The organism is Priestia sp. TSO9 (assembly GCF_021029645.1).
GTDB classification, from domain to species: Bacteria; Bacillota; Bacilli; order Bacillales; family Bacillaceae_H; genus Priestia; species Priestia megaterium_E.
In genome coordinates, this window is record NZ_JAJEKD010000015.1 from 180,912 (window position 1) to 195,705 (window position 14,794).

General features: G+C 39.5%; 16 protein-coding genes and 1 pseudogene. 1 reads left to right on the forward strand and 16 read right to left on the reverse strand.

Annotation, left to right across the window (positions count from 1 at the left end; all coding sequences use genetic code 11):
• Position 1 precedes the first annotated feature (1 nt).
• The 8 genes from LJC66_RS15660 to LJC66_RS15695 all read right to left on the reverse strand — a co-directional run bounded on the left by LJC66_RS15660 (position 2) and on the right by LJC66_RS15695 (position 7,453).
• A complete protein-coding gene (locus LJC66_RS15660) occupies positions 2-961 on the reverse strand; it encodes a sugar kinase (RefSeq protein ID WP_230932969.1) in 960 nt (319 codons plus the stop codon).
• Positions 958-1,701 carry a sugar phosphate isomerase/epimerase family protein gene (locus LJC66_RS15665; protein ID WP_230932970.1) on the reverse strand — a complete coding sequence of 248 codons (744 nt, stop codon included), beginning with the start codon at positions 1,699-1,701 and terminating at the stop codon, positions 958-960. Before LJC66_RS15665 ends, LJC66_RS15660 begins: the two co-directional genes overlap by 4 nt.
• Before the next feature lie 157 nt (positions 1,702-1,858).
• Complete coding sequence (locus LJC66_RS15670; protein ID WP_230932971.1) at positions 1,859-2,587, reverse strand: hypothetical protein; 729 nt, start codon at positions 2,585-2,587, stop codon at positions 1,859-1,861.
• Between the two features lie 131 nt (positions 2,588-2,718).
• Positions 2,719-4,179, reverse strand: coding sequence for a phytoene desaturase family protein (locus LJC66_RS15675; protein ID WP_230932972.1), 1,461 nt, complete (start codon positions 4,177-4,179; stop codon positions 2,719-2,721).
• Positions 4,176-5,315, reverse strand: coding sequence for a glycosyltransferase family 2 protein (locus LJC66_RS15680; RefSeq protein WP_230932973.1), 1,140 nt, complete (start codon positions 5,313-5,315; stop codon positions 4,176-4,178). Before LJC66_RS15680 ends, LJC66_RS15675 begins: the two co-directional genes overlap by 4 nt.
• The gene (locus LJC66_RS15685; protein ID WP_230932974.1) at positions 5,279-5,992 is read right to left on the reverse strand and encodes a lysophospholipid acyltransferase family protein; all 714 of its coding nucleotides are present in this window, start codon (positions 5,990-5,992) and stop codon (positions 5,279-5,281) included. Before LJC66_RS15685 ends, LJC66_RS15680 begins: the two co-directional genes overlap by 37 nt.
• Positions 5,989-6,756 (reverse strand): carotenoid biosynthesis protein, encoded by a 768-nt coding sequence (locus LJC66_RS15690; RefSeq protein ID WP_116514009.1) that lies wholly within the window; start codon positions 6,754-6,756, stop codon positions 5,989-5,991. Before LJC66_RS15690 ends, LJC66_RS15685 begins: the two co-directional genes overlap by 4 nt.
• Before the next feature lie 235 nt (positions 6,757-6,991).
• Entirely contained in the window at positions 6,992-7,453 is a 462-nt protein-coding gene (locus LJC66_RS15695) for a hypothetical protein (protein ID WP_230932975.1), read from the reverse strand.
• Positions 7,454-7,725: 272 nt separating this feature from the next.
• Here LJC66_RS15695 and LJC66_RS15700 point away from each other — a divergent pair.
• A pseudogene (locus LJC66_RS15700) lies at positions 7,726-8,363 on the forward strand (HoxN/HupN/NixA family nickel/cobalt transporter).
• Positions 8,364-8,619: 256 nt separating this feature from the next.
• Here LJC66_RS15700 and LJC66_RS15705 read toward each other — a convergent pair.
• The 8 genes from LJC66_RS15705 to LJC66_RS15740 form a co-directional block, all read right to left on the reverse strand.
• Positions 8,620-9,429, reverse strand: coding sequence for an urease accessory protein UreD (locus LJC66_RS15705; protein ID WP_230932976.1), 810 nt, complete (start codon positions 9,427-9,429; stop codon positions 8,620-8,622).
• Positions 9,426-10,040 (reverse strand): urease accessory protein UreG, encoded by a 615-nt coding sequence (gene ureG / locus LJC66_RS15710; protein WP_013057654.1) that lies wholly within the window; start codon positions 10,038-10,040, stop codon positions 9,426-9,428. The genes LJC66_RS15705 and ureG overlap by 4 nt, the downstream gene beginning before the upstream one ends.
• Positions 10,041-10,079: 39 nt before the next feature.
• A complete protein-coding gene (locus LJC66_RS15715) occupies positions 10,080-10,766 on the reverse strand; it encodes an urease accessory protein UreF (protein ID WP_230932977.1) in 687 nt (228 codons plus the stop codon).
• Complete coding sequence (gene ureE / locus LJC66_RS15720) at positions 10,759-11,205, reverse strand: urease accessory protein UreE (RefSeq protein ID WP_075420876.1); 447 nt, start codon at positions 11,203-11,205, stop codon at positions 10,759-10,761. The genes LJC66_RS15715 and ureE overlap by 8 nt, the downstream gene beginning before the upstream one ends.
• A 10-nt stretch (positions 11,206-11,215) precedes the next feature.
• Positions 11,216-12,925: an urease subunit alpha gene (gene ureC / locus LJC66_RS15725; protein ID WP_230932978.1), complete on the reverse strand. Its 1,710-nt coding sequence runs from the start codon at positions 12,923-12,925 to the stop codon at positions 11,216-11,218.
• 1 nt (position 12,926) lies between these two features.
• The gene (locus LJC66_RS15730; RefSeq protein WP_013083758.1) at positions 12,927-13,253 is read right to left on the reverse strand and encodes an urease subunit beta; all 327 of its coding nucleotides are present in this window, start codon (positions 13,251-13,253) and stop codon (positions 12,927-12,929) included.
• 14 nt (positions 13,254-13,267) lie between these two features.
• The gene (locus LJC66_RS15735; RefSeq protein ID WP_013057659.1) at positions 13,268-13,570 is read right to left on the reverse strand and encodes an urease subunit gamma; all 303 of its coding nucleotides are present in this window, start codon (positions 13,568-13,570) and stop codon (positions 13,268-13,270) included.
• 154 nt (positions 13,571-13,724) lie between these two features.
• Positions 13,725-14,774, reverse strand: a complete 1,050-nt coding sequence (locus tag LJC66_RS15740) for an anthranilate phosphoribosyltransferase (protein ID WP_230932979.1) — start codon at positions 14,772-14,774, stop codon at positions 13,725-13,727.
• Between the last annotated feature and the right edge of the window lie 20 nt (positions 14,775-14,794).

A 14,794-nucleotide genomic window follows, 5' to 3' on the forward strand; every position in this document is an offset into this window, starting at 1 on the left:
ATCACTTCACTCCTTGTTTTTGGGATTCCATATATCTTTGTAACTGCTGTTCGGTTGGATATCCGTCGTTATCTCCAGGGCTTTGTACAGCTAATGACCCAATAGCATTTGCCCTCCTTAGAGACTGAGTAAGAGAATCATTTTGAAGAAGTCCGCTTAACAGTCCTACTGCAAAACCGTCTCCTGCTCCGACTGTATCAACTATTTGTTTCACTTTTATTCCTTCAACTATCCCTTGCTCTTTAGCCGTCTTAAAAAAGGCTCCCTGTTCACCTAGTTTAATAACGACAAGCTCTACGCCTGCATCTAAATAGTAAGAAGCAATGTCTTCTGGGTTTTCGTAGCCGGTTAAGATTTTTCCTTCTTCAATACCCGGCAGAACGTAGTTTGCTTGTTTAGCAGCTTCATTGATTGTAACAATCATTTCTTCTTTCGATGCCCAAAGAGTGGGTCTAAGGTTTGGGTCAAAAGAAACCGTTCTTCCAGCTGCTTTCATCGATGTAAGTGCATGTAGAGCAAAATCGCGCATACTTGCTGACACAGCAAGCGGTATGCCTGTCATATGCATATGTTTTGCCGCTAAAAAATAATTTTGATTAAAATCGCTTGAGTGCAAGTGACTGGCTGCTGAATTTTTTCGGAAGTAACAAACTTCCGGATCTCCCACTTCCACTTTTGATTTAATTTGAAAGCCTGTTGCATGCTCGCTATCTATTAGTACACAATCGGTGTTGACTGACTCCTCTTGTAGCCTTTTCATAATAAACGTACCGAAAGGATCGTTGCCGACTTTGCTCACCCAGCCTGCGCGCAGACCGAGACGAGCGATACCAATTGCTACATTTGTTTCTGCTCCGGCCAGTTCTTTCGTATAATGCTTAATCTCATGCAGCGGTCCTGGTTGTTCTGCCATGAACATCACCATTGCTTCTCCGAAGGTAATAACGTCTAATGAATTCATTGAACTTCCTCCTGTTCTACTGCTTGCACCAATGAAATGAAGCCGGGGATTTGTTCCGGTTCACCGATTGGAAACTCTAAAGCTTTAAAAATCGAATGAGAAAACCCTTTCAAAATATCTTTCCACATTTCATTTGAATCGTTCGATATAGCTGTTGTCACTAGCTCTCCGCTATTTTTTATGATGTGTTTAATATGAATATAGCCTACAAATGACCTTAGCATTTTGATTGCTTCTTTGGGTTGTTCATGTACATAAAGCCAATTACCAATATCAAACGTCATGGAAACAGGAACTTCGTAAGCGTTATCAAAAAATGCATGCAGAGATGCTATGTTGCCTCCGTGACTGGTTTGATCGTTTTCTACAAATAGGCGTAAAGCTGGAAATGCTTCTAATAGCTGCTGTAAATCTGCCATAGGCGATTGGGGCTGATAAAAACCAAGAGAAACTTTTACCCACTGAGCGCCAAGTGATAAGGCTTCTTCAAGAATAGCTTTTAATTCTTGTGTGTTTAACTCTCCATTTTCTCTCCAGAGTTCAATTGGAGCCGAATATACTGTAAAAAGCGGATATTTTTTTAATTCTTCGGCAATAAGCTTAATCTCTTGATCTACTTTTTTCATTAACTCTCTTCGAATTTCCACTCCATGTACTTGCTGCTCATATATTTTCCCAATCATGGTGTGCTGAAAGCCTGTTGTTTCGAATGCATTTAACGGGATAATGATACTATTCATAAATCGACCTACCTTTCTTATTATACTAACTAACCACTTACTAAACCGGTTTAGTAAATCGATTTATCTAAATTATAAGACTATTGAAAGCGCTTTTCAAGCTTTTTTTATAAATTATAAAAAAAAGAAACAACACAGCTTTATGCCGTGTTGTTTCTTAGTGATCATCTGTACTTTTTACTAGATTGCGATCTTGCTGGTAAATATCATAAATCAAAAAGCTAAAGCCATAGTACAAGATTATGATGACAACTGACTTCGTCATGATAAATAAAGCGCCTAGCCCGATACCAACTAACAGCGTCTGGACACTTAAACGGTCACGCTGGAAAGCTAGCTGTGATAGGAAATAACCAATACCAATTAAAACGGCCAATACCCATGTGTTTTCAATGGCTAATATATAGTGACTATATAAATAAAAGCTAGGAAAATAGACGGTGCTTTCTACGAAGCTGGAAATACCGCTGTATGCTAGCCACCACTTTTGCTCTCTTTCTGTTTTAGGAACGGTTGCCTCAATTGACGTGGGCATTTCCTGTTCCACAAAAACCGTTTCTCCATGATCTTTCATCCATTGAAGCATAATGGAAAGAACGATAAAGCCTGCAAAGATTAAAAGCAGCAAATATTCAATCCACGCTGGATACGGAGCCGTGCGATGAATCGTATCGAGATATACTCCCTGTAATCCTAACATAGAAATTGGAACCCTATGGTATACCATCACCGCAATATAAAATAGTAAAATTAGCACATAAAAAAAGAACTGTTCTTTGTAGTAGCGAATTTTTTTGCCTTCTGAAGCAATTCGCTTAACAGTCACGCTTTCCAAGTACGGACGAATAATGCTTATGATAATAATAAGACACGTAAATACAATCATATAGTTATGTAATCACCTTTTCAACTTCATTATGTAACATTTTTTCCATCCGCAAGAACAGGTGGTTAACAGCCTCTGTCCTTTCTTATAGTACCAAAAAACTAAACTTTTTGACAATCCTGATTTATCAATTAGGAAGAGGAAATAAGCGTAGCTACATTGATACCGCTAATTGTGACCATAGGAGACCCTCCGCCTGGATGAGTCGTTCCTCCTACAAAATATAAGTTTTTAACATCTTTTGAGACGTTGCTTGGCCGAAGAAAACTATCCATTTTCCGATTTGAACTCACGCCGTACAAAGCACCTTTAAATGCCCCAAACGTTTGTTCAATTTCATATGGAGTAACAATTCGTTCATGTACAAGCGAGGGCTCAATATCTAAACCAAACTGAGAAAGCTTGCGATAGACAACTTCTCTGTAAGCGTTCATTTCTTCTTGATTCTCTTCTTTCACAGCAGGAGCATTCACTAAAATAAATAAATTATCACCCGGTGCTACCGTGTTATCGGTATATGAAGAATTACAAATATAGATGGTGGGATCGGTTGGAAGCGTTTTTTGCTGAAATAACTCATAAAATTCCTGTTTATAATCCTGAGAAAAATACACTTGATGATGAATCAGCTGAGAAAAGCGCTTCTTAACAGCTGCCATAATCACATAAGCTGATATGGAAGGCTCAAATTCAGCTGCTTTTTTGTTTTTAAAATGAGGTCTATCCTGTTCTTTTACAAGTGCCGGGTAGGCTTTTAGCAAGTCGCCGTTCACAATAACGATATCCGCGTCTATCTTTTCTTCTCCATTTACTTCCACTCCGACAGCCCGTTTATTTTTTACGATTATTTCAGTAACGCTGCAGTTTGTATACAGTTTTCCTCCAGCTTTTCGGAAAACATGTCCCAGCCCTTTTGCAATTCTAGTATTTCCTCCTTTTACATAGTACACCCCATCATTCATTTCTAAGTGTCCAATCAGTGAAAACGTAGCGGGTGATGTATAAGGTGAAGATCCGATATAGGTTGCATATCGATTAAATGCATTTCGAATGTTTTCGTTTCGAAAAAAACGCTGATGAAACGTATCTACTGTTTCGAACGGCCTTACTTGCAGCAACGCTTTTAATAAAGAAGGGTTTGTGTAATCTTTCCACGATGAAAATGTCCGGTAGAAAAATTGGCTTTTTGCAACGTCGTATATTCTTTTTACTTCTTTTAAATAGGCAGGGTATTGCTCCGCAGCAAAGGGATCGAGACGTTCAAGCTGCTGAATCATTTTTCTTTCGTCTATAGACATGGAAAATTGTGAGCCGTCGATGAAAAAATTATTCGTATGATGGGTTAGTTTGACAAGAGGCATATAGTCTTCTGGCCGTTCACCCGCTTGCTCAAATAACCACTGAAAAACTTCGGGCATTGTAATGGTATTAGGCCCAAAATCAAAAGAATACTCTCCTAGCTGCACAGGCATCATCTTTCCGCCTACATGCTCGTTTTTTTCCACAATTGTGACATCGAACCCTTTTGTTTGAAGAAGAACTCCTGCAGCTAATCCGCCCAATCCTGCCCCGACTATTAGTACTTTTTTCATTGATAATGCCTTCCTTTCCATTCATATCCCTGCTTTTTTCGTTCACGCTTCATGGAATGATTCATCAGCAGCATGAGCGCAATTGCCGACGCCGGCATCGTACAAAACAAAAGCCCTTTTTGCTGAGCCGACCGGTCAATTAAAAACCGCTGAAAAAGCATAATGCAAAAAGGCAGAATCCAAAGCAAGTTGCCTGTGAATCCTCCTGCTATAAAAAAAGGAAGCGGCAGCACATAGTAACAGGCAAAAAAAACGCTTAGTACCCAAACCGCTTTAGCAGAGCGGCCCAAACCTACAAAGATGTTTTTAGCAAAACCGTTCCATACTTCTTCTCTTGTTTCATACATATAACAGCTAACATGAGAGGTAATATTAGCTAAAATGACGCGATATTTCTTTTGCTTAAAAAGCTGGGCCAGGTGTACATCTTCTACTAGTGAAGATTTGACGGCTTCATGTCCTCCTACGGCCTCGTAAGCTTCTTTTTTTATAAACATAAAAGCACCGTGAGCAGCTGAAGCTTTGCTCATCTTGTTACGATTAGCTACGACAACCGGTAAATAACTAAAAACAACCACATGCTGAAGCGGAACAACCAATGCTTCTAACCACGTTTTTACGGGAAAACGTGGGAAACCTGTTAAAAGAGCAGCTTTTGTCGCTTGTGCTGTGGCTAAAGTATGTTCTAGCGTACGTTCTTTTAGTTCTACATCTGCATCTACAAACAATAAATAGTCCCCATTTGCAGCTTGCGACAGCTGATGACAAGCATGAACTTTTCCGACCCAGCCCTCTCCCAGCTCTTTTCCTTCTATGATGGTAAACCTCGGATCGCCGTGAATTTCTTTCAACAGCTGTGGTCGTGTTTGATCTGTGGACTGATCGTCTAGTATGACACATTCTAGATTGCTGTACGTTAATCCTTTAATAGAGGAAATGATTCGTTTTACATTTCGTTCTTCATTTCGCATTGGAATCAAAATAGAAATGAGAGGCTGAGGGGTTTTGGAATCCGGCTCGTATCTTTTTAATTTAGGCATTGCTTGAATATTTACAATGGTTAAAAGCAGCATAAAAATAAATAAAAGCACATAGTAAATCATTCTTTCACCTTCGCTTTCCACCACGTTAACCATTCACTAAGCGTCTTTTTTCCTTTTAATAAAACCGTAAATTCCTCATCGTTTTCTTGAATTATTTTCTGTTTCTGATGATCGAGCTGAGCAGTGACTGCACCGCCTAGCGTGTTGGTTATCTCTTCTCTTGCCTTAGCTGAGTCGTAAAAAACAGCTTGCCCTACCCAGATAAAAAGCTCTGGTCGCTGATCATGGCGAAACGTATAATAATACGTAATGGGAATAACTTCAACGTCAGAATGCTTTTTTAGAAGGAAAGCAGGTCCTTCAGAAAAAGTTAACGGTCTTTTTTCAAGATGCTCTTCTTTTCCTTGAGGAAAAATAAGCACCGCTTTTTTCTCTTCTAACAGCTTACTGGCAAACCTTAACGATTCCACCGTGTGCTTCGGAGACGCTGCATTTACTGAAAAAGCTCCGATTCGCTGAAAAAAAGGAAAATCCTTCATTCCTTGTTCAGACATCATAGCGTATAGATCTGTTTTTAATACCGCGTTATTTAAATAAAATGTCACTAAACCGTCCCACCAGCTGGAATGATTAGCAATTAATAAGATTTTTTTATCTTTTGGGAGCCCTTCTATATGTAAATGAATACGATAAAATTGCTTTTTAAGCTGATATGTGACAAACAGTTGAAAAAATCGCTCAAATATTGAGTTTTTCTTCGGGTAAATCATAGGCGAGTCTCCTTTTTATACACAATATAAAGAATAAGAAAAGGAATCATCGTCAGCCATACGACAAGCCATAGGCCATTTGCTAACGCTACAATAACAAACATCATGACAACTGCACTATACAAAAATACCATTCTTCTTTCCCACACTGGATTTTCCTCTTTAGGAGACTTAGCTAAAAAGAAATATACGACCAGCTGAATGAAGAAAGACAATAAAAACCAGCCGGAGAAATTTGATAAAGGAATATTATAGTAAAAGCTGTCCCCTTCCCACACCCAATATTGTTTAACAACATAAGCAACAGGATCAATAGCCAAATCCATAATAACAGCAAAAAGCGAACTAATGACTGCATAGGCAATTCCATGGACAATAAACGGCAGTTCCATACGTTTCATAATTCCGAGAGCTAATATTCTGCTTGTAATCACAACCATAAACCAAGCCGAACCAATGGTCAGAGGAACCCCTAAAATTTTGGCGCCAAAATCTTTTTCATAATCGTAGGATCCAAATAAAAATCCATACTTAACACCTAGACTTTCGATATAAATAGATGCGCCTGTCACAAATATCGCAACGAGCAGTGCCCGCCTTACTCCATAAGCTTTAGCTAGATAAATAAGAGCAAGAAGACTGCTCAAGTGTAAAAAGACCGCGTTTGCCCATTCTAACCATGAAGGCAGCAAATCGAAGGAAAGCAAGACGACTCCGCATACGTACCAGATAAGAAAAAAACGATAAATACCATTTGTGATCATCCTCTATCCACCTTCTCTCCAGCTTCTTTTTGTCAAAGTGCTATTATATAAGCTTGTACACATTCTCTCCATTTTCAATGTGCTCTTTTTTATGAGTAGTCCCCGCTCTCTTAAAGTTATGTAAAAACAGCCACTGTTAGTACGTTCCCTAAATAAGAGACTTTATTACTTATTTATAAACAAAAATAAAATAAACGTCCATTAAAATCTACTGATGTATAGATTGTAATGACGTTTATTTTTTCTTATGTATATACACTTCTAATAGCTTTTTGACAATGAGTCCGACAACAAGTCCGGGTATAACAGACAGCATAGGAAGCCAAATCGGCCCTATAAAAACACCGCTGATGGTTGTTACTGAGGAATACATAATGCCTACTGTAACAAAATAAGCACAGGAGACAAAAGGAATAAATGTAAATCTCGATGCGCCGTTTTCTGCCTCTTTAACAGCATCCCAAATTGCAAAAAAATACAAACATGGATAAAACATTAACCATTGCATGTTCATTACCTCTAGGGACTGCCTTGTTTCTCCTAAAAAGCTTAAGCGAATGCCTTCATTAAAATTTGCCCCCACATTAATGAGAAATTCAAGTACAATAAACAAAATTCCTTTTATATGTTTTTTGTTTAGTAATTGGCCAAAGCCCGGCAACGCAATGCTCCATAAAAGAGCTTCTAGTCTAGTCACGTTCTGTCCTAACATTTTGACGTATAAAAGAACTCCACAGCATGATATCAGTAGAAATTTTGTCCATAGTTATCAACCTCACAATAATTTACTCATAGTTTTTGTAAATGTAAAATTTTTATACTACATCTCCTTTAATATTTGTAACTTATTGTAAATTGATAAATAGTTTAGCTATTTGACCAGACGTTTTTGTTTAGAATTTTCCGTTTATTAAAACAAAAGCGTACGATATACTAGTTTTATACGTACGAAAGGATGAGAAAGCTGACATGGAAACAAGTTTTTTTTCAATTTTAATACTAGGGTTTTTTTAGGAATCAAGCATGCTCTAGAACCAGATCATATTATCGCTGTATCAACCATTGCTTCAAAAAGTAAAAAACTGTGGCGCTCTTCGCTTGCAGGAGTATACTGGGGGATTGGTCATACGCTTACGCTGTTTATTTTTGGCATGATTTTAATGGTGTTAAAAAGCAGTATTTCTGAACGGATGAGCATGTCACTTGAATTTTTAGTGGGCATTATGCTCGTTTACCTCGGTTTTACCTCACTTCTGTCTTACAAAAAACAAATACATACGCATCACGAAAAAACGTCTTATTTAAAGTCACTGGGCATTGGCTTTGTTCATGGACTGGCCGGAAGCGCAGCGATGGTGGTATTAACGATGAGCACCGTTACTCACGTATGGCAAGGTGCTCTGTACATTGTCATTTTTGGAATCGGCACTTGTCTTGGCATGCTGTTATTTACAACGGTTATTGGAATTCCATTTGTTACAACTAAAAAGCAAGTCACGTTAAACCGTTGCTTAATGCAGGTAACAGGCGCTGTCAGCATTATATTTGGCCTTTATTATATGTACAATTTAGGTGTAAGCGACGGATTATTTAGCCTGTGGTTCTAAAAGCGAATGAGACATAACAAAAACAATTCAATCTAAAGACGAATAAGCAGGACAAATGATCTGAACTGCTTGTTCCACAGCTGTTGATTTCTGTGCAAGACGTTGCTTTGTCCTCTAATCAACGTCTAGAAGGAACTACATACAGAAAACCTACGTTCACCCTAGCAATAAAAAAATCCGAACGAATTTGATTCTCCATTAAGAATCCAGCTCGTTCGGATCTTCCTTCAACTACAATACTTCTGTCCCAGCCTCTTTAATACTTACGCAAAAGTGATACTTCAGCTTTTAGTAAATGCTGTCGGAACAATCCGTATACTTTAGCGATTATGTCTTCAACTTCTTGTGTACTAGCAGCTAATATTCGAATAGCACATCCAGGGATTCGAAGTGCGGAAGCTCCTACTTTACACCCAGCCTCTTCGCACAGCTGATGTACTTTCGCTATAAATGCGTCGTCGGCGTTTGGATGAACAATGATAATCGATCCAAAATGAGTATACCCTTCCATTTTCATCATGCCGCGCAAATGGCTTTCTGGCTTCAAGTATAAGTGATCGTATACCTTCAGCTGCTCGTTTACATACAGTTTAAGCTTGGAACGCATAGAGGTATATTGAAACAGCTGCCCGTCCGGCGACCACCCCGGGGTGATGCTGTCACACATAAACAAAGCAGCGTTTTGTGCCATATGAACCGTTATTTCTTGGACAAATGCAGCATTTTCATACAAAATAAGCGGGTCTGGTATATATTCCATGATGGCTTGTTCTTCAAGGGTTATACACGTTTCTTGTAAAACAGCTTTGTTCGGTGTTTTGTACACCTTTGTCGCAGATTGAGTAGTAGCCGTCAGCTGGGCATTTTTCTCTACCGTTATCATCGTTTTATACTTGTCTCCGCTCACGTATCCTCCGCCTACGTGAAGCATATAAACAAAAGGTGATTCAGGAGTCAGGTAAATAGGTCTGGCAACTTTGAAAGCACCGTAATGGTACGTATCTTTAATAACGGTTCGCTCACTGTTTCTTTCTGCTCGAAGCTCTAAATAACCCGTGTAGCTCATGATTCAAGGCCGATTAAAAAGGCCTCTTTTTTAATCCATTCTATCACTTGGTCGAGCCCTTTATCTTCTTTTAAATTGGTGAAAACAAAAGGCTTGTGCCCTCTTGCTTGGATTGTATCTTTTTCCATTACTTCTAAACTGGCTCCTACATACGGGGCTAAATCTGTTTTGTTGATAATGAATAAATCAGATTTAATCATTCCTTGACCGCCTTTACGCGGGATTTTTTCCCCTTGTGCTACGTCGATGATATAAATCGAAAAATCAACGAGCTCTGGGCTAAACGTTGCAGCTAAATTATCTCCTCCGCTTTCTACAAAAATAAGTTCAACATCGGGGTGACGTTCCACTAACTCATCGATCGCAGCAAAGTTCATAGATGCATCTTCTCGAATGGCCGTGTGAGGACATCCTCCTGTTTCTACTCCTACGATACGATTTTCTGGCAAAATACTGTTTTTTACTAGAAATTGCGCGTCTTCTTTTGTATAAATATCGTTTGTAACGACTGCCATGCTTAGCTGTCCTTCTAGTGCACGCGTTAATCGTTCTACTAACATTGTTTTCCCTGCACCAACAGGTCCACCAATTCCAATTTTAATTGCATTCATTTTTTACGCCTTCATCGTTAGAAGGCCTTCCCTCCTTTTTTATGACATGAACAATCGGACATGCAATTGTTCATGCTGCATTTGAGCGATTTCTAACCCTGGTGTCACGGCACCAAATTCCTCTTGATCCGCTTGTAAAATATGCTGAAGTGCTTGCTGCAGCAGCGGTTGAAAAAGAACGAGCGTTTTTTGTCCATCCGTTTGACCGATTGGTATGCCGCGAACAGCATTTTGAATTAACGAAGAAATGCTAGCGTACAAGTGACTTAAAATTGCCTCTTCTCTTGTGATATTTAACTGCAGGCTGGCTAACGCAAATACAACAGCAGGATGTCCATACGCCTTCTTTGCTTTTACCTCACTCATATACGTTTCTAAATAAGAGCCTTGAAATAACTCTAAGCAAAGTTTTAACATGCGCTGGCCCACGCGTCTTGTCCCTTCTCTTGTTTCTTTTGACAAAGCAAGAGCGTATAATTCATGATCCACTCTCATAATTTCGTTAAACTGGTCATGAGCCGCATATTCATAAGCCAGTCTGCATGCTAAGCCGTCCGTATACGTCAGCTGAACATCAAGGTATGTACGAAGCGCTTCCTGAAAGGTTTCTGTGTTGTGAATTTGATCTCGCTGAATATACGTTTCAAAGCCAAACGAATGTGAAAATGCACCGGATGGAAAATTTGAATCACATAGTTGAATCAGCGAAAGCAATGAATTAGTCATGACTGTGTCCGATATGCTTAAAAGCTTGTTTTACTTTTCTTTTTTCGCGCTTATAGGGAATATCAAGCTGCTGGAGCAATTCTTCGACTAAATAATCGTACTGTACGAGCATGTCTCCACCTTCAAACTGTGCTGGCAAATGTCGGTTGCCAAGCTGATGAGCAATTTCTCCCATTTGCTGAATATCAATCGGCTGAATGGTTAAAATATCGTCTGCCACCACCTGAACAACAATCATATTGCTTTCATCCATAAACAGCACGTCGCCATCAGTGAGCTCGCGATTTTCTTTTAGACGAATTCCCAGTTCCTTACCGTGATCTGTTACAACGCGCTGAACGCGTTTTACTAGGTGATCACTTTCGATATATACCTTTTCTATATGCGGAGCCCGTTTTTCTAATGTTGCCATATTTCCGATAATTTTTTCGATTACCATTTCTTTCACCTCAAAATAAAAAGTATCGCTGCGCCATAGGCACAACTTCTGCTGCTTCACATGTAATCATTTGTCCATCTACTTTTACTTCGTACGTTTGGGGATTAACTTCAATTTTAGGCATTTCCCCGTTTAACTTCATATCTGTTTTTTTTAATTGACGAATATTTTTAACCGGTTTAAGCAGCTTTTGTAACCCCAGTTTCTCTCCCACTTTGTTCTCGTAAGCTGCTTTTGACACAAACGTAAGAGACGTTTTAGCTCTTGCTTTTCCATAAGAAGCAAACATCGGACGGTATAAAACCGGCTGTGGAGTTGGAATTGAAGCGTTAGGATCTCCCATTAAGCTGTGTGCAATCAAACCGCCTTTTACAATCAAGTCAGGCTTTATTCCAAAAAACGCTGGCTCCCATAGGACTAAGTCAGCCATTTTCCCTGTTTCTACTGATCCTACGTATTCGGAAATTCCATGAGCAATAGCTGGATTAATCGTATATTTAGCTACATAGCGTTTGACACGTGCGTTATCCCCAACTTCGCTGTCACCATCAAGTTTCCCTCGCTGCTTTTTCATTTTGTCAGCTGTTTGCCACGTTCTTGTAATCACTTCTCCTACACGTCCCATTGCTTGGGAATCTGAAGAAATCATACTGAATATACCTAAATCGTGTAAAATATCTTCAGCTGCAATCGTTTCTTTGCGAATGCGAGAATCAGCAAAAGCGATGTCTTCTGGTACAGAGGGATCAAGATGATGACATACCATGAGCATATCTAAATGTTCTTCAAGCGTGTTGACAGTATAAGGTCTTGTTGGATTAGTTGATGATGGAAGCACGTTTGGAAAGCTTGCCATTTCCATAATATCAGGTGCATGTCCGCCTCCAGCTCCTTCAGTATGATAGGTATGAATGACGCGATCGCCAATCGCTGCAATCGTATCTTCGACAAAGCCGCCTTCATTTAAAGTATCTGTATGAATCGCAATTTGAACATCGTAATCGTCTGCTACCTGTAAGCTTGTGTCAATAGCAGATGCCGTGGTTCCCCAGTCTTCATGAAGCTTTAGTCCAATCGCTCCAGCTTCAATTTGCTCAATTAAAGGCTCTTTGGCACTTGCATTCCCTTTTCCTAAAAAGCCAATATTCATTGGAAATGCTTCAGCAGCTTCAAGCATTCGTTCAATATGCCAAGCTCCGGGTGTACAAGTTGTCGCTTTTGTTCCTGTAGCCGGTCCTGTTCCTCCTCCAATCATTGTGGTAACGCCAGAAGCAAGAGCAGTTTCAATTTGCTGCGGACAAATGAAATGAATATGTGCATCAATACCGCCGGTGGTTATAATTTTTCCTTCAGCTGCAACCACTTCTGTACTCGCACCAATGATGATGTCTACTTCATTCATCAGCAGGGGATTGCCCGCTTTTCCGATGGTTTGAATGAGCCCATCTTTTATTCCAATATCTGCTTTATATATGCCTGTATAATCAACAATAATTGCATTTGTCAATACTAAGTCCGCTGCTTCGCTTCGTGTTGCAAGAGGATGCTGCCCCATTCCGTCACGAATGACTTTTCCTCCGCCGAACTTTACTTCATCTCCGTACGTGGTGAAATCTTTTTCAATTTCAATAAATAGCTCTGTGTCTGCTAAACGAACCGCATCTCCAACGGTTGGTCCAAACATATCTGCATACTGACGTCGCGACATTTGAAAACTCATCTTATACATCTTCCTTTCTATCAGAAAGCGATCTGTTTGTTTTATTGTTAAGACCGTAGATTTCTCTTGTTCCCGAGAAAGCAACGAGATCGACTTCTTTTGCATCACCTGGTTCAAAACGAACGGCTGTGCCGGCCGGAATATTTAAATGATAGCCAAGCGAAGCTTCGCGGGGGAACTCGAGCGCAGCATTCACTTCAAAAAAATGAAAGTGTGACCCTACTTGAACAGGTCGATCGCCTCTGTTGATTACAGTCACGCTAATTGATTTCTTTCCGTTATTACATGTGATTGGGTCTTTTTTTAAGAAATATTCCCCTGGAATCATATCTTTCCCTCCTCTTAACGAATTGGATCGTGCACAGTGACGAGCTTGGTTCCGTCTGGAAAGGTAGCTTCCACTTGAATATCATGAATCATTTCCGGAATACCTTCCATTACATCTTCTCGTTTTAAAATCTTGGTCCCTTCTCGCATTAGCTGTGCTACCGTCTTGCCATCACGAGCTCCTTCCATAATTTCATATGTAATAATAGCTACTGCTTCGGGATAATTAAGTTTTAATCCTCTTGTTTGACGGCGTCTTGCTAAGTCTGCAGCTACGACAATCATTAATTTTTCTTGTTCTCTCGACGTAAGTTTCAATGAAAGCTTCCTTTCTGCTAATCTATTTTCTAATTAACATCAAATGTGACATTTTCTAACACAAAATACATAACTAATTATAGTAAATTTTCTGACAAAAAACAAAGAATTTATCTCTTCCGATAAAAAAAAGATGAGCATATTTGCTCACCTTTTACTTTTCTGAAATCGCTTGTGTTTTCCATTTCTGCAGGTGTTTCCAGCCCAAACCTTCAGCCAGCTGACGTTTTGCATAGTCTACTCCTTTTTCAATAGAAGCTTCATACCCGAATAAATAATAGCGCAAGCCAGCGTTTAATACTACTTGATTATAGACGTAAGTCAGTTCGGAAGAAGATTCACCTTCCAGAATGCGCGTCACATATTCCGCTTGTTTTTCAACGCTTATTTTCTTTTCAAAGTGCTCTTCTTCCACAAACAGTCCGTATTCTTTTGGATTGACAATAAACGACTCCATCTCTCCTTCTGAGATCGTAAAAACAAAGCTGCTTCTATGTACAGGTACATCTTCTGATCCTTCTATCCCTTGTACCACGTATACGTGTTTGAAAGGCAGAGAAGCAAAAATAGGCACAATCTTATTAATGGCTGTACGGTGAAAAGCGCCCATCATTAAAGAAGAAGCATTCGATAAGTTTAGTAGTTTTTCAACCGTATTAATAAGTGTCCTTACACCAATTTCATGACGAACTTGTTTGATGCGGCTAAGAGGATAAGAGATTGTTTCGGCATTTACAAAGCCAATTTTTAACGTTTCAAACGCATGACCGATGTCGTCAATCGTTTGAGCTTGAGGGATCTGTAATGAATGAAGTACGTCTTCAATCGTTGTTCCAAACTTTGGAGGAAGCGCTTCTGTACAGTGTAAAAAAGCTGGCACACCTCTTTCAGCTAATAAAATCGATACAGGAATGGTCGCAAAAAATGAATTCCTCCCTGCATAAGGGCTTGCAAAATCAATTGATTTATCTTTTAACGGCTGAGACAGCGGTATTTCTTTTGTTTTTTCACGAAAAGCATGAACGAATCCCAATAGTTCATCTGCATTTTCAGTTTTAATACGTTCCGCGATAAAAAAAGCAGCGATCTGAGCATCCGTAGCTTGTCCAGAAGCGATTAAGCGAGCTGCTTCTTTTGCTTGTTCATACGTTAAGTCAGTTGATCCCCTTTTTCCGCGCGCTATTTCTTTGATAAATTGCTGCATATCGTACACTTCCTTTTTAA